Raw genomic sequence first — 19,057 nt, 5'->3', positions numbered from 1 at the left:
ACGCGCCACACGAGCGGGTGGTGCCCGGTGCGGGGCGGCTCAGTCGGTGGTGGACGCGGCGCGGCGCGGCAGCTTCCAGTTCGGCCGCGGGAAGTGGCAGGTGTATCCGTTGGGGTAGCGCTCCAGGTAGTCCTGGTGCTCGGGCTCGGCCTCCCAGAAGTCGCCGACCGGCGCCAGCTCGGTGACGACCTTGCCGGGCCACAGTCCGCTGGCCTCGACGTCCGCGATGGTGTCGAGGGCGATGCGGTGCTGCTCCTCGCCGTCGTAGAAGATCGCGGAGCGGTAGCTGCGCCCGATGTCGTTGCCCTGGCGGTCGCGGGTGGTCGGGTCGTGGATCTGGAAGAAGAACTCCAGGATGTCGCGGTAGCTGGTCACCGCGGGGTCGTACAGGATCTCGATGGCCTCGGCGTGGTCGCCGTGGTCGCGGTAGGTGGCGTTCGGGGTGTCGCCGCCGCTGTAGCCGACGCGGGTGGAGACCACGCCGGGCTGCTTGCGGATCAGATCCTGCATGCCCCAGAAACAACCGCCCGCAAGTACGGCTCGCTCGGTTCCCGCTGTCATCGGTCGCTCCCTGTTTCGTCCGGCCCCGCACCCCTGTTGACGTGCCGGGGGCACGGTCATCCAGCGTAATACCGCCCACGCGCGAGCGGCGAAGGGCCACCGGCCGGGCGGAGGCGGCGCGGTCAGGCGCGCACGCCGGGCAACGGCCGATCACGGGCCGCGCGATCACACACGCACGCCGGACAACGACCGATCACGGGCCGCGCGATCACACACGCACGCCGGACAACGACCGATCACGAGCCACGCGATCACGCACACACGCCGAACAGCGGCCGGTCACGGACGCGCGGTGTCCACCGGCTCGCGTGGCCCGGCGGGGACATCGCGGACGGCACCTGGGCCGGCCGGATGACCGGCGACGTGACCGGCGCCCGCGCCCCGCTCCATGCCCTCTCCGCCCGCGCCCTGCCCAGGGTCCCGCACGGAGGCCCTGCACGGGGCGGTCACGGGCGAGTTGGCGGCGCCGTCTCCGAGTCGCCCCCGCCCCTCTCCCCCAACGGCCGTGCCCGCGCCCGGAGTCGGCGACCTGGGCGGTCCCCCCGCCCAGGGGATGTCACGCGGGCCGGGTCACATCTTCGTGCCGAAGTCCTGGGTCCACCAGGGGCCGCCCGTGCCCTTGTGCACGCCGACGCCGATGTTCTTGAAGGCGCAGTTGAGGATGTTGGCCCGGTGGCCGGGGCTGTTCATCCACGCGTCCATCACCGAGGCCGGGGTCTGCTGGCCCATGGCTATGTTCTCGCCGTACGTGGACCACCGGTACCCCGCGGCGGTGATGCGCTGGCCGGGGTCGGCGCCGTCCGGGTTGACGTGGTCGAAGAAGTGCCGCGCGGCCATGTCGTCGGAGTGCGCCTGCGCCGCCTGCTGGAGCTGCGGGTCCTCGGTCAGCGGGGAGCAACCGGCGCTGGCGCGCTGCTGGTTGACCAGCGCGATCACCTGGCTGACGGTGTCACCGGCCGGCGCCGGCGCGGTGGTGCGCACCGGGGCCGGCGGGGTGGACGGGCGCGGCGTCGGCGTATTCTTCCGCGTCGGGCTCGGGCTCGGGCGCTTGGTCGCCTTCTTCTCCGGCTTCTTCGGCTTCGCGGACTTCGACGGGGACGGCGAGGGCGACGCCGGGGTGGGTACGGCGCTCGGTGCGGAGAGGTCGGCCACAGAGGCGTTGGTGTTCCGGTCGGCGGCCTTCTCACCGGTGCCGGGCCCGGAGTCCATGCCGAAGTACCAGAGGCCGCCGCCCGCGACGCAGGCCACGACGACGCCACCAACGACCCGGCGCCGCATGCGCCGACGCCGCCGGGACGCGCTGCGCGTGCCGTCGCGCCCGCCCGCGCGGCCCCGCGCGGCCCGTCGTCCGGTCCCGGCTCCGGAACCGGAACCTGTGAGCGAGCCCGAACCCGAACCGGCGGGTCCGGCCGAGGTGTCGTACGGGGTCGCCGCCGCGACCGGTGCCATCCCGCCGGGGGCGCAGCGCAGCGCGGCGTACAGCGCGGGCGCCGCGGCGACCAGCGCGAGGCCGGCCAGCAGCCCCTCCGCGGGCATCAGCCCGCTCCACAGCCCGGAGCAGCGCGAACAGCCGCGGGCGTGCCGGGCGATGCGCTTGCGCCACAGCGCGGAGGGTGTGCCGTCCCAGGCGGCCAGCACGCCCCGCAGCTCCTCGCAGCGCGGCCGGGCGTCGAGCGCCCGTACCACCACCCGTGCCGCCTCCAGTTGGGCCTTCATCCGCTGCACCCGGACCGCGGTGTGCTCCGGCGTCAGCTCCAGTGCGGCGGCGACCTCGGCGCGGGTCAGCTCGCCCGCGCACTCCAGCCACCACAGCGACAGCAGCCCCCGGTCGTCGGGCTCCAGCCAGCGCGTGGCGTGCGCGGTCTCCTGGCGCTGGCCCGACAGTTGCAGCTGCACCACCGTCAGGTCCACGAAGTCGGCGCCGGGGTCGGCCAGATCATGCGCCTCCTCCACGGCGGCGGGGGCGGACCGCCGGTCCTGCCAGTGGTCGCGGACCTGGTTCATCGCGATCGCGACGAGCCAGGAGCGGAAGCGCTCGGGGGCGCGCAGCCCGCCCAGTCCGTCGAGGGCGCGCAGCATGGTCTCCTGCACCACGTCGTCGACGTCCACCGAGCCGTTCAGCGCCCGCCCCACGATGTTGTAGACCAGCGGAAGGTAGGCGCTGACCAGGGCGTCCTGGGCCGCAGCGTCGCCCTCGCGGGCCGCGATCACCAGGGCCGCCGTCTCCGCCGCGTCCGTGTGCCGTGTGCTCATCAGATGTTTCCCGTCCTCGACGCCGAACGATTGTTCCCGATGACTGGGAGACCGTTCGAGGCGGCTCGGATAACGGTTCTCCGGGGCCGATTTCCGGCCGCTTCCGGCACCGGGTCTCCGACGCGGGGGCTCGGCGCGCGGCACCACGCTCCGGGGGCCCGGCGGCACCGCGCGGGTCAACTCCGGCCGCGGGCCGCCGGTTTCACAGGATCGAAGTTGGTCTAGTCCTCTTGACGGGGTGAGTCGGCGGCGGTTTGGTATGTACCAACACCCCCGCCGTGCACGGCACCACCACCCCACCACCCCATGCCCTAGGGGCATCCCCGAGAGGGGCACACTGTCATGCACCTGGCAAGACTGGGCGGACTCGCCGCCTCCGCCTGCGCGTTCGCGCTCGCGGTCACCGGCGCGGCCGTCGCCGTCGCCCCCGCGAGCAGCGCGGCGGCGCACACCGCGGCGACGAGCGATGCCGCCGGAAGCAGCGTCTACTCCGTCGCGCCCTACGTCGACATGTCGAACGGCCAGGAGGGCCTGCTCGACACCGCGATCACCGGGCACCACCTCAAGGCCTACACCGCCGCCTTCGTCCTCGGCGAGGGCTGCAACCAGGTCTGGGGCGACACACTCCCCATCGGCAACGACTCCTACACCGACCCCGAGATCGCGAAGGCCAAGTCCGAGGGCGCCTCCGTGATCATCTCCTCGGGCGGCGCCAGCGGTCTGCCGCTCGCCTGGACCTGCACCACCCAGAGCAGTATCGACGCCGGGTACCAGGCCCTCATCGACGACTACGGCGTCACCCAGCTGGACTTCGACATCGAGGGCGCCGCCGTCGCGGACACCGCAGCCGCGGCCCGCCAGATGCAGGCGATGAAGGACCTGAAGGCGGCCAACCCGAACCTCCAGTTCTCCGTCACCCTGCCGGTGCTGGCGAGCGGACTGACCAATGACGGCGTCAACATCCTCAAGGCCGCCAAGAACGCGGGCGTCAAGATCGACGTCGTCAACATCATGACCATGGACTACTACGCCGGCACCGGCACCGAGATGGGCCAGGGTTCGATCGACGCCGCCAAGGCCACGCTGGCGCAGATGCAGTCCGTCGACTCCGGGTACGGCTACGCCAACCTCGGCATCACCCCGATGATCGGCAAGAACGACGACGGCTCCACGTTCACCCTGGCCGACGCCCAGACGGTCGAGAACTTCGCCGCGCAGAACGGCGTGGGGCGGCTCGCCTTCTGGTCCGTCAACCGGGACCAGCCGTGCAGCGGAAGCGCCAACTCCCTGCCCACGTGCAGCGAGATCAGCCAGAGCAGCCTGGCGTTCACGGACGCGTTCGTGCCGTACGAGGGCAGTTCGGGCGGCGGTGGTGGCGGGGGCGGCGGTACGAGCAGTGACTTCTCGCTGTCCCTCGCCCCCGGCTCCGCCTCCGTCGCCCAGGGCGGTTCCGCGACCGCGAGCGTCGCCACGACCACCACCTCGGGCAGCGCCGAGTCCGTGGCCCTCACCGCCTCCGGCGCGCCCTCCGGCGTCACCGTCTCCTTCAGCCCGGCCTCGGTGACCTCCGGCAGCACCTCGACCCTGACGGCGGCGGTCGGCTCCTCCGTGGCCGCGGGCACCTACCCGATCACGGTCACCGGCACGGGCACCGGCGGCAGCCACAGCACGACCTACACACTCACCGTCACGAGCGGCGGCGGGGGCGGGGGCGGCGGAGGCTCGCTGGCCAACGCCGGGTTCGAGACCGGTTCCCTCGGCCCCTGGACCTGCACCGGCGCGAGCACGCTGGTCTCCACCCCGGTGCACTCCGGCAGTCACGCCCTCCAGGTCACCCCCGACTCCGGCGGCACCGGCGAGTGCGACCAGACCGTCACCCTCTCCCCTAACCACAGCTACACGCTCACCGGCTGGGTGCAGGGCCCCTACGCCTACCTCGGCGTCAGCGGCGGCGCCACCGCCAGCACCTGGTCGAACAGTTCGAGCTGGAACCAGCTGAAGGTCGCCTTCACGACCGGCAGCAGCGGCACCGTGACCGTGTACGTCCACGGGTGGTACGGCCAGGGCAGCGTGTACGCCGACGATCTCGCCCTCGGCTGAGCGTCTCCCGTCGGGGCGGTCCCGTACGGCAGTCTCCGCAGGGGCCAGTCCCGTACGGCCGACTCCGTAGGGGGACCGCTCCAGGGGCGTCACCATAGGGATCTCACCGCAGGGGTCTCACCGTAGGGACCTCGCCGTAAGGGTCGTGCCGTAGGGACTCCGCCGTAGGGGTCGCCGTACGCGTCTCCCCCTGAGCGTCGCCCGATCGCGCGCCCGGTGCCTGTCCGCAGGTGCCGGGCGCGCGGTGATGGGCGAGCCTGGAGGGATGTCTGGCTTTCCCGCCGGCCGGGTCCCGGCGCCGTACGCCGCCCCGGCACGCCGGGCGCTCCGGGTGACGCTGGTCGCCGCGGCCGGCTTCTACTTCTTCCGCTACGGCCTGGACCGCCCCGTCGCCGCCACGTACGCCCTGTTCGCCGCGGTGGCGCTGGGCGGGCTGGCCAGGATTCCGGGCACCGGGCGGCAGCGCGCCGTGGTGGTGCTGCGGCTGATCCCGGTGGGCTGGCTGCTGGTGGCCGTCGGGACGTACCTGTCGGTGCGGACCTGGAGCGCCGTCGCGGGCATGCTGGTCGTCGGCTTCGCGCTGGCCTTCTCCGCCATCGGCGGACCGCGCCCGGCGGGGGCGGCGCCGGGTCTGCAACTCCTGTACATCCTGCCGTCGTTCCCGCCCTACGATCCCGGTCAGCTCGACGACCGGCTGCTCGGCACGACCACCGGCATGGCCCTGCTCGTCCTCGCCGAGGCCCTGATCTTCCCCGAGCCCACCCCGCCGCCGTACCGGGCACGCGCCGCGCACGCCGCCGCCGTCGCCGCCCGCTGCTCCGCCCTGCTCGCCGCCCCGCCGTACGCCCTCTCCCCGGACGACATCCGCGCCGCCCGCGAGGCAGGCCACCGGCTGCGCTCCCTGACCGTGCCCGAGGCGGACCGCCCGGCGGGTCCGGGGGTACGGGACCGGGCCCTGTCCCACACGGGTCTGGCGATCCGAACCCTGCTGAGCAGACTGCCCCGGCTGTCCGGGATGTCCGGCCCGGCGGTCGTACGGGACGGAGGTGACCGCCCGTCCCGCGCTCCAGCCGGAGATGACCGGCCGTCCTCCGTGCCGGACGGAGACGACCGGCCCTCCCCCGTGCCGGGCGGTGGTGACCGGCCGGCGGCCGGGCCCGGTGTCCCGCCCGACGCCGCCGTGACCGCCGTACTCGACGCGGTCGCGCGGCTGGCGACCGCCGGCGCGGGCTGCCTCCGCGAGGGCTCCTCTCCCCTGGCCGCCTACCAGGAGCTGGCCGCGGTCCGCGCCGTCCTGTCCGCCCGGTCCGCGGTCCCCGCGGGGGAAGCCGGGGCACCGGCGCCGGACGTGCTGCGGCGGCACGCGGCCGCGCTGGAGGTCGCCGATGCCGCGCTGGCCATGGGGGCGGCCGCCGATCTGGCGGTGCACGGCCGGCGGGCCACGGTGGTGGGGCCGCCGGAGCGCTTCTGGTACGCCACCGCCCGCGCCCCGCAACTGTGGTGGCACCGGGTGCGGGGGCACGCCGGACGGCGCTCGGTGTTCTTCCAGAACGCGGTGCGCATCGCCCTGGCGCTGACGGCGGCGCGGCTGGTGGCCGGCGTGGACACGCTGCCGCACGGCTTCTGGGCGACGCTGGCGACGCTGACCCTCACCCGCACCACCATGGACGAGACCTGGAGCACCATCCGCTCCGCCCTCGCCGGAACCCTGGCCGGCGCCCTGCTGACCGGCGGGACGCTGGCCCTGGCCGGCACGCACACCGAGGTCTACGCCGTCGTCCTCCCCTTGTGGATGCTGTTCGCCTTCACCGTCGGGCCGGTCAAGGGGGTCGGCTGGGCGCAGGGCCTGTTCACGGTGCTCGTGGCCCTGGTCTTCGCCCAGCTCGCGCCGCCGACCTGGCGGCTGGCGGAGGTACGCCTGCTCGATGTGCTGGTCGGCAGCGCGATCGGCGCGGTGTTCGGGCTGCTGGCCTGGCCCCGCGGCGCCCATGACGAACTGCGGTACGCGGCGGCGGAGCTGCTGCGCAGGGCGGCCGAGATCGTGGTGGCGACCAGTGCCTCGGTGGCCCTGGAGGGGCGGGCGGCCGTCCCGGCGGGGATGCCCGGACACCGATCGCTCCAGCGGGCCGTGATCCTGGCGGAGTCCGCGTACGGGCAGTTCCAGAGCGAGGCGACGCCGTTCGGCGGCCGGGGTCGGGTGCCCGTGCCGCCCGCGGTGGACTGGCAGGCGGCGCTGATGGCCGGGCATCACACCCTGTGGGGCTCGGAGCGGCTGCTGGAACCGCCGTGCACCGGTCTCGGCCCGGCCGCGGCCGCGGTCAGCGGCCTCGGGGACCAGGTGGCCGGGCGCATGCTCCTGGTCTCGGCGGCCCTGGACCCCGGCGGCGACACCCCGGCGGCCCCGCTGCCCCGCCTCGCGCGGTCCCTCGCGGGCGCCGACGCGGAGCCGCCGGGCGCGCCCCGGCTGTACTACGCCACCGTGTCCTGGCTGGACTCCCTCATGGCCGATCTGTCCAGGATCGCGCGCGGGGGCGGGGAAGCCGGGGCGGACGGGGACGGGAGCGGAGGCGGTGAGGGGGAACCCGCAGGACCCGGACCTTGATCCGGGCCTTGATCCGGAGCCTTGATCCGGACCTTGGTCCGGGCGTGCACCGGAGGGGTTCCCCGTAGCGACCCGACCTGACCCGACCGGATCGCTGCGGATCGCCCCTCCATGGGGTAGGCGTGAGGTGAGGCCCGGCCTCACCCGTACGGCGTCGGCCGGACGGACCGGCGGAAGGAGCGAGTCGGATGTGCGGAGGGACGCGGCACCCGGACCCCGATCGGTCCGCGACGGCCCCGGCGGAGCCCCGCGCGGACCACACCACTCGCCATCGGACGGAGCAGCAGGCCGCGGAGCCCCGGACGGAGCAGGCCGCGGAGACCCCCGCGAACCGGTCCGCGCGCCCCCGGAGGGAGCCCGCCGCGGAGCCCCGCGCCAACCCCGCCGCGGCGCCCGAGGCCGCGCAGCCCACCGCCGAGCGCCCCACCGAACCCGAGGGCGACCGCCCGACCGAGCCCCTGGGCGACCGCCCCACCGAACCGGAGAACGACCGCGACTCCGAGCCGACCAGCCTGTTCGATCTGCTGGGCGTGGCCGCCGTACTCCTGGAGGCCGACGGCCGGATCGACATGTGGAGTCCCCAGGCCGAGAAGCTGTTCGGGTACGACCGCGAGGAGGCCGTCGGGCAGTACGCGGCGCTCCTGCTGCTGCGCCCCGAGGACCGGGACGCGGCGATCCGGCTGTTCGCCGAGGTGATGGAGACCGGCCGGGGCTGGGCGGGGGCGTTCCCGGTGCGCCGCAAGGACGGCAGCACGCGGATCGTCGAGTTCCGCAACATGCGGCTGACCGACCACCTCGGTGATCACTACGCGCTGGGGCTGGCCACCGACCGCTCCACCCTGCGCCGGGTGGAGCGCAGCACCGCCCTGTCCGCCCGGCTGGTCACCCAGGCCCCGGTCGGGGTGTCCGTCCTCGACACCGAGCTGCGCTACCTGGCCGTCAACCCCGCCCTCGCGGCCATGCACGGCCTGCCCGTGGCCGACCACATCGGCCGGCGCTACGACGAGCTGTTCCCGGACACGGCGTTCCACGCGGTCGAGGCGTCCATGCGCCAGGTCCTGGAGACTGGCGCCCCCGTGGTGAACCAGCAGGTGGTGGGCCGTACCGCAGCCGACCCGGCCAATGATCACGCCTGGATGACCTCGCTGTACCGGCTGGAGGACCACCAGGGGCACACGCTGGGCGTCGCCACGGTGGCGGTGGAGGTCACCGACCGTTACCGCGCGGCCCAGGAGGCGGAGCGGGCCCAGCGGCGGCTGCGGCTGATGGCCCGCGGCTCGGCCCGGATCGGCACCACCCTGGAGGTGGAGCGCACGGCGCGGGAGCTGGCCGACGTCCTGGTGCCCGACCTCGCCGACATGGCCGCGGTGGACCTGCTGGACAGCATGCTGCGTACGGGCCGTACGGAGCCGGGCGAGGGCCCGCCGCTGTTCCGGGCGCTGGCGGTGAAGACGGCCTACCCCACCGACGCCGCCGGGGCACTGGTGCCCCCCGGCCGGCTCACCGTCTACCACGCCGGCCACCCGGCGGCGCAGAGCGTGCGCACCGGGAAGCCCGTGCTGATCAGCCATCTGGACAGGGGCGAGGTGGGCCGGGTCGCCGCCGGGCCCGAGGCCGCCCGGCTGCTGGCCCGCGCCGGAGTGCACACCGACATGGCAGTCCCGCTGATCGCCCGCGGCCAGTGCATCGGCGTCATGGGCCTGGCCCGCGCCCGCAACCCCGCGCCGTTCGACGCCGACGACCTGGAGCTGGCCTGCGAACTCGCCTCGCGCGCCGCGCTGAGCATCGACAACGCGGTCCTGCACCAGCACACCCGCAGCACCGCCGAGGCCCTCCAGCGCAGCCTGCTGCCCCGGCTCTCCCCGTACCATCCGGGCCTGGAGATCGCCGCGCGCTACCGGCCCGCGCAGGCGATCGGCGAGGTCGGCGGCGACTGGTACGACGTCATCCCGCTGGACGGCGACCGCACCGCCCTGGCGGTGGGCGACGTCATGGGCAGCGGGATCGCCGCGGCGGCCACCATGGGCCGGCTGCGCACCGCCACCTCCACGCTGGCCGATCTCGATCTCGGCCCGGCACGCGTCCTCACCCACCTCGACCGGATCACCCTGGGCCTCGACCCCTACATCGCCACCTGCGTCTACGGCGTGCACGATCCCCGCCTCGGCCGCCTGGAGGTGGCCTCCGCCGGGCATCTGCCGCCGGTCCTGATCCCGTCCGACGGGCCACCGCGCCTCCTCGACCTGCCGACCGGCACTCCGCTGGGCGTCGGCGGGGTGTCCTTCGAGTCCAGCACGCTCGGACTGCGGCCCGGCGACCAACTGGTCCTGTACACCGACGGCCTGGTGGAGACCCGCGACGACCCGATCGACGCCCGTCTGGCCGAACTGGTCCGGCTGCTCTCCGCGCCGTCCCCCTCCCCGGAGGACACCTGCGACCGGCTGCTGCGGGAGCTGCGCCACCCGGCGGGCCATGACGACGTCGCCCTCCTCATCGCGCGGGTGCTGCCGCTGGAGTCCTAGGACCGCTAGCCCGGCGTCGCCGGGCGGACCGCCGTGACCAGCCAGGACGTGCTGGGGAGCCGGACCGTGCCGTCCCCGGTCTCGTAGGGGCGCAGATGGTCGGTGAGGACGCGGCGGGCGCGGGCGCGTGTCGTCGTGTCCGCCTGGCGCATCAGGTGGCTGCCGGGGCCGGTGCCGAGCAGGAAGTCGGCGGCGTGGGTCTGGCGATGACGCGCCCCGCCGCCGCGGCCCTCGTGCGCGCCGCCCTGGAGGGCGGTGCGCCGGGCTTCGCCGCGATCCAGGAGGCCGTCACCGGCTATCTGGCGGCCGAAACAGGGACTCGGCCGGGTGGCGGAGACCGTCGATCCGGATCTCGCGGCCCTCGCGATCGTCGGTACCGCCCACCACCTGCTGATGACCGGCCGGCCCGGCACGCCCGACCCCCGGCCCGCCATGACCCGCCTGGTGGCCGCCCTGGTGGGCGGCTAGGACGCGGCCCCGGCCCGGATCACCGCCCGCCGGCCAGCAGGTCCAGCACCTGGGGTCGCACGACCGTCCACGCGGCGGCGGGCAGATCGCCGAGGGCGGTCGCGCGCAGGGACCGGAGGGTGTCCTCGGGTTCGGCGCTGCGTACGGCGGTGCCGGCGAGCACCTCGTAGCCGTCCCGTACGGCGACCCGGATGCCGTGTCCCGTGCTGTCGCCGGTGCCGTCGCCGGTGTGCAGGGCCGAGGCCACCACGAGGGGCGGCGGGCCGCCCGCGTCGGCGGGGAGCTTGCGGTAAGCGCAGGCGAGCGGGGCGCGCCAGCGCAGGCTGAGCAACAGAGGCCGTTTCGCGACGACTTCGGCCAGGTCGGTCTCGCGGAGGCCGTCGGGCTCCAGCACCGTGGCCCGTGCGTCGAGGACGAGCGCGGCCGGGAGCAGGCAACGCAGCGTGCTGCCCACGAGATTGCCGCCGACCGTCGCCGTGCGGCGCACCGCCCCGGTGCCGACCGTGGCCGCCGCGAGGCGCAGCACGTCCGGCACCCGGCCGTCGATCTGTCCGAGCAGCACGGCGGCGCCCAGCGTCTCGGGTCCGATGACGTTGGCCTGCGGCAACCGTCTCAGCGACATGGCCAGTTCGGGGAAGCCCTCGCGCTGCCAGCTGGCCCACACCAGGGTCGCCCCGCCGACCGGGACGGCACCCTCGGCCAGGCATACCTGGGCTTCGGACACGGATGTGGGCAGCCGCAACAGCATGGTGACCGACCTGCCTTCCTCGGGGAGACCGCAGTCTGCTCGCGTGCGCGGGGGCGCGTACAGGGCTCACACGGGCACGTTCATCAACTGCCGTGGAGTCGAGGAGAGTTGGCCTGTTCACGATCTGAAGGAGTGGAGACCGCCGTCGCCGTCCGCGTACGGCCGACGGAGAAGACGGACGCCGCGCCCGGCCGGCCGGGGCTGCCGCCCCTCGGTGAGGGCGGCCTCCTCCTGGAGCGACCGCTCCTGGTCGAAGGTGGGGGCGGCTGCGAAACCGTAGACGTACTACGGCGGCATGGACCAGGTGCGCACGGCCCGTACCGGCGCCCCGCGCCGCCCGGACTCCTGGATGCCGGTTGGCGACGACGTGCTCGTGCGGATCGACTCCGAGGTGGTCACCGGGCGTGAGCCGACCGGTTCCCGAGCGCCTTCAGTGGGCCGTCCAGCCGCCGTCCAGGACCAGGGACGTACCGGTGACGAAGGACGCCTGGGGGCTGCACAGGTAGGCCACGGCCTCGGCGACCTCCTCCGGTTCGATCAGCCGGCGCAGCGCGCTGTCCTTCAGCAGCACCTCCGACAGCACCCGCTCCTCGGGGATGCCGTGGGCCTGCGCCTGGTCGGCGATCTGCTTCTCCACCAGGGGGGTGCGGACGTAGGCCGGGTTCACGCAGTTGGAGGTGACGCCGTGCGCGGCGCCCTCCAGCGCGGCCGTCTTGGACAGGCCCTCCAGTCCGTGCTTGGCGGCGACGTACGCGGACTTGAACGCCGAGGCGCGCAGCCCGTGCACCGAGGACACGTTGACGATCCGGCCCCAGCCCCGCGCGTACATGTGCGGCAGGGCGCCGCGCACCAGGCGGAAGGGCGCCTCCAGCATCACGGTCAGCACCGTGTGGAAGACGTCCGGCGGGAACTCCTCGATGGGGCGCACCAGTTGCAGCCCCGCGTTGTTGACCAGCACATCGGTGCCGGCCGCCGCCGCCTCGGCCGCGTCCAGGTCGGTCAGGTCGAGCGGGTGCGGGACGACGGTGCCCGCGAGGTCCGGGGTCCGCCGCGCCTCCTCGGCGAGCGCGGCGAGCCCCGCCTCGTCCCGGTCGACGGCTCTCACCCGTGCCCCGGCGGCCGCGAGGCGCAGGGCGCAGGCGCGGCCGATACCGCTCGCGGCACCGGTGACGAGGGCGGTGCGGCCGGCCAGATCGAGGGCGAGGGGCTGGATGGGGGAGGTCATGGGCCGACCCTAACGAAGGCGGCCGGCGCCGGGGAGGGGCCCGGCCGTGTCGGGTCTCAGCCGAGCGTGGCCGGCTCGAACCAGGTGGGCTCCTCGGTCAGGGCCTGCTTGATCCGGGTGAGCGAGAACTCGTTCAAGCCGGGCAGCGCGTCCACCGCGAACCAGCCGACCTCCAGCGACTCGTCGTCGTTGACCCGCGCCTCGCCGCCCACCGCCCGGCAGCGGAAGGTGATGTCCATGTACTGGCAGACGTCCCCGTTGCCGTACGTGACCGGCCGGAGCGCCTGGACCAGGACGATCCGCTCGGGCCGGCACCGTACCGCCGTCTCCTCGAAGACCTCCCGCACCGCGCAGTCCGCGGGCTGCTCGCCCGGCTCCGGGATGCCGCCGATCACCGACCATTTCCGGGTGTCCGCGCGCCGGCCGAGCAGCACCCTGCCCTCGTCGTCGAAGACGATCGCCGTCACTCCGGGCAGCCAGAGCAGTTGGTGGCCGGCCGAGGCACGCAGGGTGCGGATGAAGTCAGGTGTAGCCATGGGACCGACCCTAACCGGCCGCTCCCCCGCTCCGGCGCAGGCCCGGGTCGGTACGGCGGCCGGTCGGGCAGGGCGATCAGGTGGGTACCGCGACCGGTCGGGTACGGCGCCTACGCCTCGGCGGTGCGCCGGGCCCGCAGTCCGGAGCCGACGGCCCACCCGATGCCACCCGCGGCGACGAGCACCAGCGCCGTCTCCGGCAGGATGCCCAGCTCGGTCGCGGGCGTGGTGGAGGTGCGCAGCGGCACCTTCTGCTCCAGGTAGGCGGGCACGAACATGCCGGTCTTCTGGGTGATCCTCCCGTCCGGCATGATGATCGCACTGACGCCGCTGGTCACCGGGACGGTCACGGTGCGGCTGTGCTCGACGGCTCGGATCCGGGACATGGCGAGCTGCTGATAGGTCATCTCGCTGCGGTCGAAGGTCGCGTTGTTGCTGGGCACGGAGATCATCTCGGCGCCGTGCGTCACGGTGTCCCGCACGTCCCAGTCGAAGGCGGCCTCGTAGCAGGTGGCGAGCCCGACCTCGGCACCGTCCATGTCGAACACGCCCGGCTTGGTGCCCCGGCTGAAGTCCTGGCGAAGCATGGTGGTCCAGTCCTTGTTGATGGCCCCCACGAGCCCGCGCAGCGGCATGTACTCGCCGAACGGCTGGATCTGCCGTTTGTCGTACGTCTGCGTCGGGCCCTTGGCCGGGTCCCACAGGATCTGCTCGTTGAGCTGCTTGCCGTCCCGGTCGACGACGGCGCCCACCGAGATGGGCACGCCGATCGCCTGCGATGCCTCGTCGATGACGGCGGCGGCGTCCGGGTCGTTGAAGGGGTCGAGGTCGGAGGAGTTCTCCGGCCAGAGCACGAAGTCGGGCTTGGCGACCTTGCCCGCCTTGACGTCGGCGGCGAGCTTGAGGGTCTCCTTCACATGACGGTCGAGCACGGCGCGGCGCTGGGCGCTGAACTCCAGGCCCTCGCGCGGCACATTGCCCTGGATCACGGCGACCGTCCGGGTGCCGTCCTCTGCCTTGTCACTGACCAGGCCACGCGCGGCGAGGGCGCCGGCCACCGGCACGGCCACGCTGAGCAGCGCGGCGGCGGCCGCGGCGCGGCGCACGGTGCGCGAGCGGCGCCGTTCCGCGATCAGCCGGGCCGCCTCGTACAGGCCGAAGCCGCACAGGACGACCGCGAAGCCCAGCACGGGGGTGCCGCCGACCGCGGCGAGCGGCAGGAAGACGCCGTCCGCCTGCCCGAACGCGATCTTCCCCCAGGGGAAGCCCCCGAAGGGCACCCGCGCCCGTACGGCCTCGCCGGTGATCCAGACCGCCGCGGCCCACACCGGCCAGGCGGGCAGCCGGGAGACGGCGGCGATGCCCACCCCGACCAGGCCGATGAAGACGGCCTCCACCGCGACCAGGGCCAGCCAGGGCAGGCGGCCGACCTCCACGCCGGTCCACACCAGCAGGGGCAGCAGGAAACCGAGCCCGAAGAGATAGCCGAGCCCGAGCGCCACCTTCCAGCGGCGCCCCCGCAGCACCCACCCGAAGCCGGCGAACGCGGGCAGTGCCAGCCACCACAGGGGCCGCGGCGGGAAGCTGACGTAGAGCAGCACTCCGCACAGGGCGGAGGCGAGGGCCGGGACCAGGCGCGCCAGCCGGCGGCGCAGCCCGCCGGGCGCGGGGGACGGCCGGAGTCGGTCCGGCTGGTCCACGGAAGTTGCGGTGACGGTCACGCGGGTGAGTGTACGGCCGCTGACCTCGGCGTCGACAGCCGCGTTCCGCGGCCGGCCGGCGCCCCGCCGGACGCCGCCACGGAGCGGACGGGGGCCTCGCCTGCGCGCGGGCACGCTGTTGGGACCGGTCGGTGTTCCGCTAGGCCGCCGTCCCCGGTGTGATCGACCGCAGCCGTGCCCTGATCACCCGGACCGCGGATTCCGCGTTGTCGACGGTGACGGTGAAGGTGTGTCCGTCCCAGAGGCTGAGCACGATGCCCTCGCCCCGGCGGACGACGACCGCGGTGCCCTTCTCGGGGCGCCAGCGGTAGCCCCAGCCGCCCCATTGCCGGGGGGTCACCAGGGCGGTGAAGTCGGCGCCCGCGACATGGGAGAGCGGGATGCGCCGGCGCGGCAGTCCGGCGTGGCCGCAGCGCACCTCGACGCACTCCCGGTCGAGTCTGAGGTCGACGTGGACGAAGGCGAGGGTGCCGAAGATGACCAGCAGTCCGGCCGCGATGCAGCCGACCACGGACATCGTCAGGGCGGTGATCCCGGACGTCCACGCGGAGTCCACGGCCAGCTTGATCCCCAGGGCCAGGCAGGCCGCCCCGGCCAGGGCCAGCAGCCACTGCACCCGGTTGGTGGCGCGTCCGGTCCAGATCTCGGGGGTGAAATCGTCCTCGGTACGGGGCTGGTCCCTCATGAGTACGAGGTTACTCAGGAATCCCGGTGCGAGTACCGCCTCCCGGGCCGCGTCCGCCCCCGCGCGGCCCTGGCCAGCCAAGGGCGAGCGGGTCAGGTGCGGTCGGCGAACGGCCCCACCGCGGGCAGCAGCCGCCCCTCGGCGTAGTGCAGCGCCGCCGCCGGCAGCTCGCCTTCCCGGCCGCTGAGCAGCACCGTGAGGGAGCCGTCCGCGGGCGCGCCGACGGCGGGCGGTTCACCCAGACGGCGCAGCGCCTGCGCGGCCACGGCCCCCGCGGAGCCGTGCAGGACCAGCGGGGCCGCGCCGGGGCGCTGCACGGCAGCGCGGATGCGCTCGGCGACCAGCTCGTAATGGGTGCAGCCCAGGACGACGGTCGTCACCTCGGCCGGCGTGAGCGCGGCCGCCGCGGCGACGGCCGCCTCGATCGCCGCCTCGTCCGCGTGTTCGATGGCCTCGGCGAGACCCCAGCACGGCACCTCGGTCACCGGCACGCCGTCCGCGAAGTCCGCGATGAGTCCGCGCTGGTAGGCGCTGCCGGTGGTGGCGGGGGTCGCCCAGATCGCGAAGGGTCCGCCGCCGGCCGCGGCCGGCTTGATCGCCGGGACGGTGCCGATCACCGGGACGCCGGGCTCCAGGCGGGCGCGCAGCGCGGGCAGGGCGTGCACGCTGGCCGTGTTGCAGCCGACGATCAGCGCATCGGGCCGGTGGGCCGCGGCGGCCTCGGCGACGTCGAGCGCGCGCCGGGTGAGGTCCTCGGGGGTGCGCGGCCCCCAGGGCATGCCGTCGGGGTCCAGGGAGAGGACGAGATCCGCGTCGGGCCGCAGGCGTCGTACCGCGGCGGTGGCCGCGAGCAAACCGATTCCGGAGTCCATGAGCGCGATCTTCACCCGGCCACGATAGACGATCCGCTCATGTGAACGGCTCGGGTGGGGCAGACTGCGCCCGTGAGCGCCTTCCTGTGGATCACCGTCGTCTCGCTGGCCGCGTGGTGCTGGCTGCTGCTGTGCCAGGGCTTCTTCTGGCGCACCGACGTCCGGTTGCCGCGCCGCCGGGAACCGGAGGTGTGGCCGTCGGTCTGCGTGGTCGTACCGGCCCGTGACGAGGTCGCCGTGCTGCCCGCGAGCCTGCCGTCGCTGCTCGCGCAGGACTATCCGGGGCGGGCCGAGGTCTTCCTGGTGGACGACGGCAGCACGGACGGCACCGGGGAGCTGGCCCGCGCGTTGTCCGGACGGCACGGCGGGCTGCCGCTCACGGTGGGTTCGCCGGGCGAGCCGCCCGCGGGCTGGACGGGCAAGCTGTGGGCGGTGCGGCACGGCATCGCGCTGGCCCGCGCGCGCGAGCCGGAGTACCTGCTGCTGACGGACGCGGACATCGCGCACGCCCCGGACAGTCTGCGGGAACTGGTCGCGGCGGCCGGGGGCGGCGGTTTCGACGTGGTCTCGCAGATGGCGCGGCTGCGGGTGGAGAGCCGCTGGGAGCGGCTGGTGGTCCCGGCATTCGTGTACTTCTTCGCGCAGCTGTACCCCTTCCGCTGGATCGGCCGCGAGGGTTCGCGTACGGCGGCCGCGGCGGGCGGCTGCGTCCTGCTGCGCGCCGGCATGGCCGAAAAGGCGGGGATCCCGGACGCCATCCGGCACGCGGTCATCGACGACGTCGCCCTCGCCCGCGCGGTCAAGGGCGCGGGCGGCCGGGTCTGGCTGGGACTTGCCGACCGGGTGGACAGCGTCCGGCCGTACCCGCGGCTGCACGACCTGTGGCGGATGGTCTCGCGCAGTGCCTACGCCCAGCTGCGGCACAACCCGCTGCTGCTGCTCGGCACGGTGGCCGGGCTCGCGCTGGTGTACCTGGTGCCGCCGGTGGCCGTGGTCACGGGCGCGGCGGCGGGCAGCGCGCCGGTGGCCGCCGCCGGCGCGCTGGCGTGGGCGGTGATGGCGGGCACGTACGTGCCGATGCTGCGGTATTACCGGCAGCCGCTGTGGCTGGCCCCGCTGCTGCCGGGCACCGCGTTCCTGTACCTGCTGATGACGGTGGACTCGGCCGTGCAGCACTGCCGGGGGCGCGGGGCCGCCTGGAAGGGCCGTACGTACGCCCGTCCCGGCGCGGTGCCCGACGAGGGCTGAGTCACTTGCGGCCGGGCGTCCAGTTCATGCCCCAGCCGTAGGCGCGGTCGATGGTCCGCTGCGGGCTCACCCCGCGCTCCGGCACGAGGTAGCGGGCCTCGCGCCGGACGACGAGGTCGCCGCCGGTGTTGGTGATCAGGGCGAGCGCGCACACGGTGGAGGGGACCGTGCACTCGTCCAGCGAGAAGTCGACGGGGGCGCCGTACTGCGGCTGGAGGGTGACGGTGGCGTGCAGGCCGGCGAAGGACGACGCGCCCTCGTAGACGGTGACGAAGACGAGGACGCGGCGCAGCTCCGCCAGGTGGTCCAGGTTGACGGTGAGGTTCTCGCCGCTCGCCACCGCACCGGTGCGGTCGTCGCCGTCGAGTTGGATGTACGGCGGCCGGTGCAGCGAGCCGAAGGAGTTGCCGAGCGCCTGGACGACCCCCTTGCGGCCGTCGGCGAGTTCGTACAGGGCGCACAGGTCGAGGTCGAGGTCCCCGGAACCACCGCCGCCCCAGCGGGCGCCCCAGCCGGAAACCTGTTTGCGTGTCCCCCAGTTGAGGTTCACCCGCATGACGCCCGAGGTACCGCCCTGCTTCGCCAGCGAGACGGAGGGGGCGGCCTTGGTGAGGGTGACTTTGGCGAGGCGGACAGGCGGCGCGGCGGGCGCAGGGGGCGGCGGCGCGCCGGTCACGCGGGCCCAGGCGGGGGGTGGTGGTGCGTCGGCCAGGGGTGCCGGGTCGGGCGGCCCCGGCGTGGGTGGGGATGGCGCGTGCTGCGGCTCGTCCACGGTGATGCCGAACTCCATGGCGAGGCCCTCCAGTCCGCTGTCGTAGCCCTGGCCGACGGCTCGGAATTTCCAGCCGCCCTGGCGGCGGTAGAACTCGCCGAGCAGGAAGGCGGTCTCGACACTCGCGCCGGGGCTGTCGAAGCGGGCCACGAGTCGCCCGGTCGCGGGGTCGGTCACCTCGACGTACAGGTCCGGGACCTGCCCGAACGTGCCGCCGTCCGCCGAGGCGGCGAGGACGATCCGCTCGACCGCGCCCTCCACGCGCGCGAGATCGACGGACAGGGTGTCGACGACGAGCGCGCCCTCGGTCCGCTTGCCCTCGTGGCGCACCGCCCCCGAGGGGTGGACGGGCTGGTTGTAGAAGACGAAGTCCGCGTCGGAGCGGACCTTTCCGGCGGCGAGCAGCAGCGCGGAGGCGTCCGCGTCGGGCACTCGGGGCCCCTGCCGCCGGCCCAGTTCGACCCGCAGCGCGGTGGCCGGAACCGGTGTGTTCGATCCCTTCGGCATTGACATGTCGACCCCCTCGCCTCCCCGCCCGCGTGTCCGCGGACGCCCGGTTCATCCCCGCATGCCCAATCTATGCCCGGCACCGCCGAACTCCCATGGGCCGCGCACGCGAAGACCCATGAAGATCGCTGGTCGACCGCCGGTAACCCGGCCCGGAAATCCGTTCCTTACATGATCTATACGTGAACCGCTGCCCTTTTTCGTCAACTTCGCTCGTATTGAGGCTCCCCGGTCACC

Annotated in this window: 15 protein-coding genes; 5 read left to right on the top strand and 10 right to left on the bottom strand. The window is 74.4% G+C overall.

Annotated elements, in window-relative coordinates; translation table 11 throughout:
- Window positions 1–39: 39 nt before the first annotated feature.
- Both msrA and ACE4Q9_RS29920 read right to left on the bottom strand, forming a co-directional pair.
- On the bottom strand, window positions 40–561 hold the full coding sequence (msrA, locus tag ACE4Q9_RS29925) for a peptide-methionine (S)-S-oxide reductase MsrA (protein WP_397987637.1): 522 nt from the start codon (window positions 559–561) through the stop codon (window positions 40–42).
- Window positions 562–1,131: 570 nt separating this feature from the next.
- Window positions 1,132–2,814, bottom strand: coding sequence for a sigma-70 family RNA polymerase sigma factor (locus ACE4Q9_RS29920; RefSeq protein ID WP_397987636.1), 1,683 nt, complete (start codon window positions 2,812–2,814; stop codon window positions 1,132–1,134).
- A gap of 342 nt (window positions 2,815–3,156) precedes the next feature.
- On the opposite strand from ACE4Q9_RS29920, the gene ACE4Q9_RS29915 reads away from it, so the two are divergent.
- The 3 genes from ACE4Q9_RS29915 to ACE4Q9_RS29905 all read left to right on the top strand — a co-directional run bounded on the left by ACE4Q9_RS29915 (window position 3,157) and on the right by ACE4Q9_RS29905 (window position 10,038).
- Window positions 3,157–4,914 carry a carbohydrate binding domain-containing protein gene (locus ACE4Q9_RS29915; RefSeq protein WP_397987635.1) on the top strand — a complete coding sequence of 586 codons (1,758 nt, stop codon included), beginning with the start codon at window positions 3,157–3,159 and terminating at the stop codon, window positions 4,912–4,914.
- 265 nt (window positions 4,915–5,179) lie between these two features.
- The gene (locus ACE4Q9_RS29910) at window positions 5,180–7,516 is read left to right on the top strand and encodes an FUSC family protein (RefSeq protein WP_397987634.1); all 2,337 of its coding nucleotides are present in this window, start codon (window positions 5,180–5,182) and stop codon (window positions 7,514–7,516) included.
- Between the two features lie 188 nt (window positions 7,517–7,704).
- On the top strand, window positions 7,705–10,038 hold the full coding sequence (locus tag ACE4Q9_RS29905) for a SpoIIE family protein phosphatase (RefSeq protein WP_397987633.1): 2,334 nt from the start codon (window positions 7,705–7,707) through the stop codon (window positions 10,036–10,038).
- A gap of 5 nt (window positions 10,039–10,043) precedes the next feature.
- Here the strand turns inward: ACE4Q9_RS29905 and ACE4Q9_RS29900 are convergent, their stop codons facing one another.
- Complete coding sequence (locus ACE4Q9_RS29900) at window positions 10,044–10,190, bottom strand: hypothetical protein (protein WP_397987632.1); 147 nt, start codon at window positions 10,188–10,190, stop codon at window positions 10,044–10,046.
- 175 nt (window positions 10,191–10,365) lie between these two features.
- Here ACE4Q9_RS29900 and ACE4Q9_RS29895 point away from each other — a divergent pair, with 175 nt between their 5' ends.
- On the top strand, window positions 10,366–10,506 hold the full coding sequence (locus ACE4Q9_RS29895) for a hypothetical protein (protein ID WP_397987631.1): 141 nt from the start codon (window positions 10,366–10,368) through the stop codon (window positions 10,504–10,506).
- A 19-nt stretch (window positions 10,507–10,525) separates the two neighbouring features.
- Here ACE4Q9_RS29895 and ACE4Q9_RS29890 read toward each other — a convergent pair whose 3' ends face one another.
- The 6 genes from ACE4Q9_RS29890 to ACE4Q9_RS29865 form a co-directional block, all read right to left on the bottom strand.
- A complete protein-coding gene (locus ACE4Q9_RS29890) occupies window positions 10,526–11,254 on the bottom strand; it encodes an FAD binding domain-containing protein (RefSeq protein ID WP_397987630.1) in 729 nt (242 codons plus the stop codon).
- A gap of 430 nt (window positions 11,255–11,684) precedes the next feature.
- Window positions 11,685–12,479 carry a 3-hydroxybutyrate dehydrogenase gene (locus ACE4Q9_RS29885; RefSeq protein ID WP_397987629.1) on the bottom strand — a complete coding sequence of 265 codons (795 nt, stop codon included), beginning with the start codon at window positions 12,477–12,479 and terminating at the stop codon, window positions 11,685–11,687.
- 56 nt (window positions 12,480–12,535) lie between these two features.
- Complete coding sequence (locus ACE4Q9_RS29880) at window positions 12,536–13,015, bottom strand: NUDIX hydrolase (RefSeq protein WP_397987628.1); 480 nt, start codon at window positions 13,013–13,015, stop codon at window positions 12,536–12,538.
- Window positions 13,016–13,125: 110 nt separating this feature from the next.
- The gene (lnt, locus tag ACE4Q9_RS29875) at window positions 13,126–14,736 is read right to left on the bottom strand and encodes an apolipoprotein N-acyltransferase (protein WP_397987627.1); all 1,611 of its coding nucleotides are present in this window, start codon (window positions 14,734–14,736) and stop codon (window positions 13,126–13,128) included.
- A gap of 139 nt (window positions 14,737–14,875) precedes the next feature.
- On the bottom strand, window positions 14,876–15,421 hold the full coding sequence (locus ACE4Q9_RS29870; protein WP_397987626.1) for a hypothetical protein: 546 nt from the start codon (window positions 15,419–15,421) through the stop codon (window positions 14,876–14,878).
- Between the two features lie 92 nt (window positions 15,422–15,513).
- Window positions 15,514–16,308 carry a glutamate racemase gene (locus ACE4Q9_RS29865; protein ID WP_397987625.1) on the bottom strand — a complete coding sequence of 265 codons (795 nt, stop codon included), beginning with the start codon at window positions 16,306–16,308 and terminating at the stop codon, window positions 15,514–15,516.
- A 39-nt stretch (window positions 16,309–16,347) separates the two neighbouring features.
- Between ACE4Q9_RS29865 and ACE4Q9_RS29860 the strand changes: the two genes are divergently transcribed.
- A complete protein-coding gene (locus ACE4Q9_RS29860) occupies window positions 16,348–17,541 on the top strand; it encodes a glycosyltransferase (RefSeq protein ID WP_397987624.1) in 1,194 nt (397 codons plus the stop codon).
- A 1-nt stretch (window position 17,542) separates the two neighbouring features.
- Here the strand turns inward: ACE4Q9_RS29860 and ACE4Q9_RS29855 are convergent, their stop codons facing one another.
- Window positions 17,543–18,820 (bottom strand): TerD family protein, encoded by a 1,278-nt coding sequence (locus tag ACE4Q9_RS29855; RefSeq protein WP_397988261.1) that lies wholly within the window; start codon window positions 18,818–18,820, stop codon window positions 17,543–17,545.
- Between the last annotated feature and the right edge of the window lie 237 nt (window positions 18,821–19,057).

This window comes from Streptomyces sp. AM6-12 (genome assembly GCF_044327085.1).
GTDB lineage: Bacteria > Actinomycetota > Actinomycetes > Streptomycetales > Streptomycetaceae > Streptomyces.
This window is presented reverse-complemented; position numbering and strand designations above follow the sequence as displayed.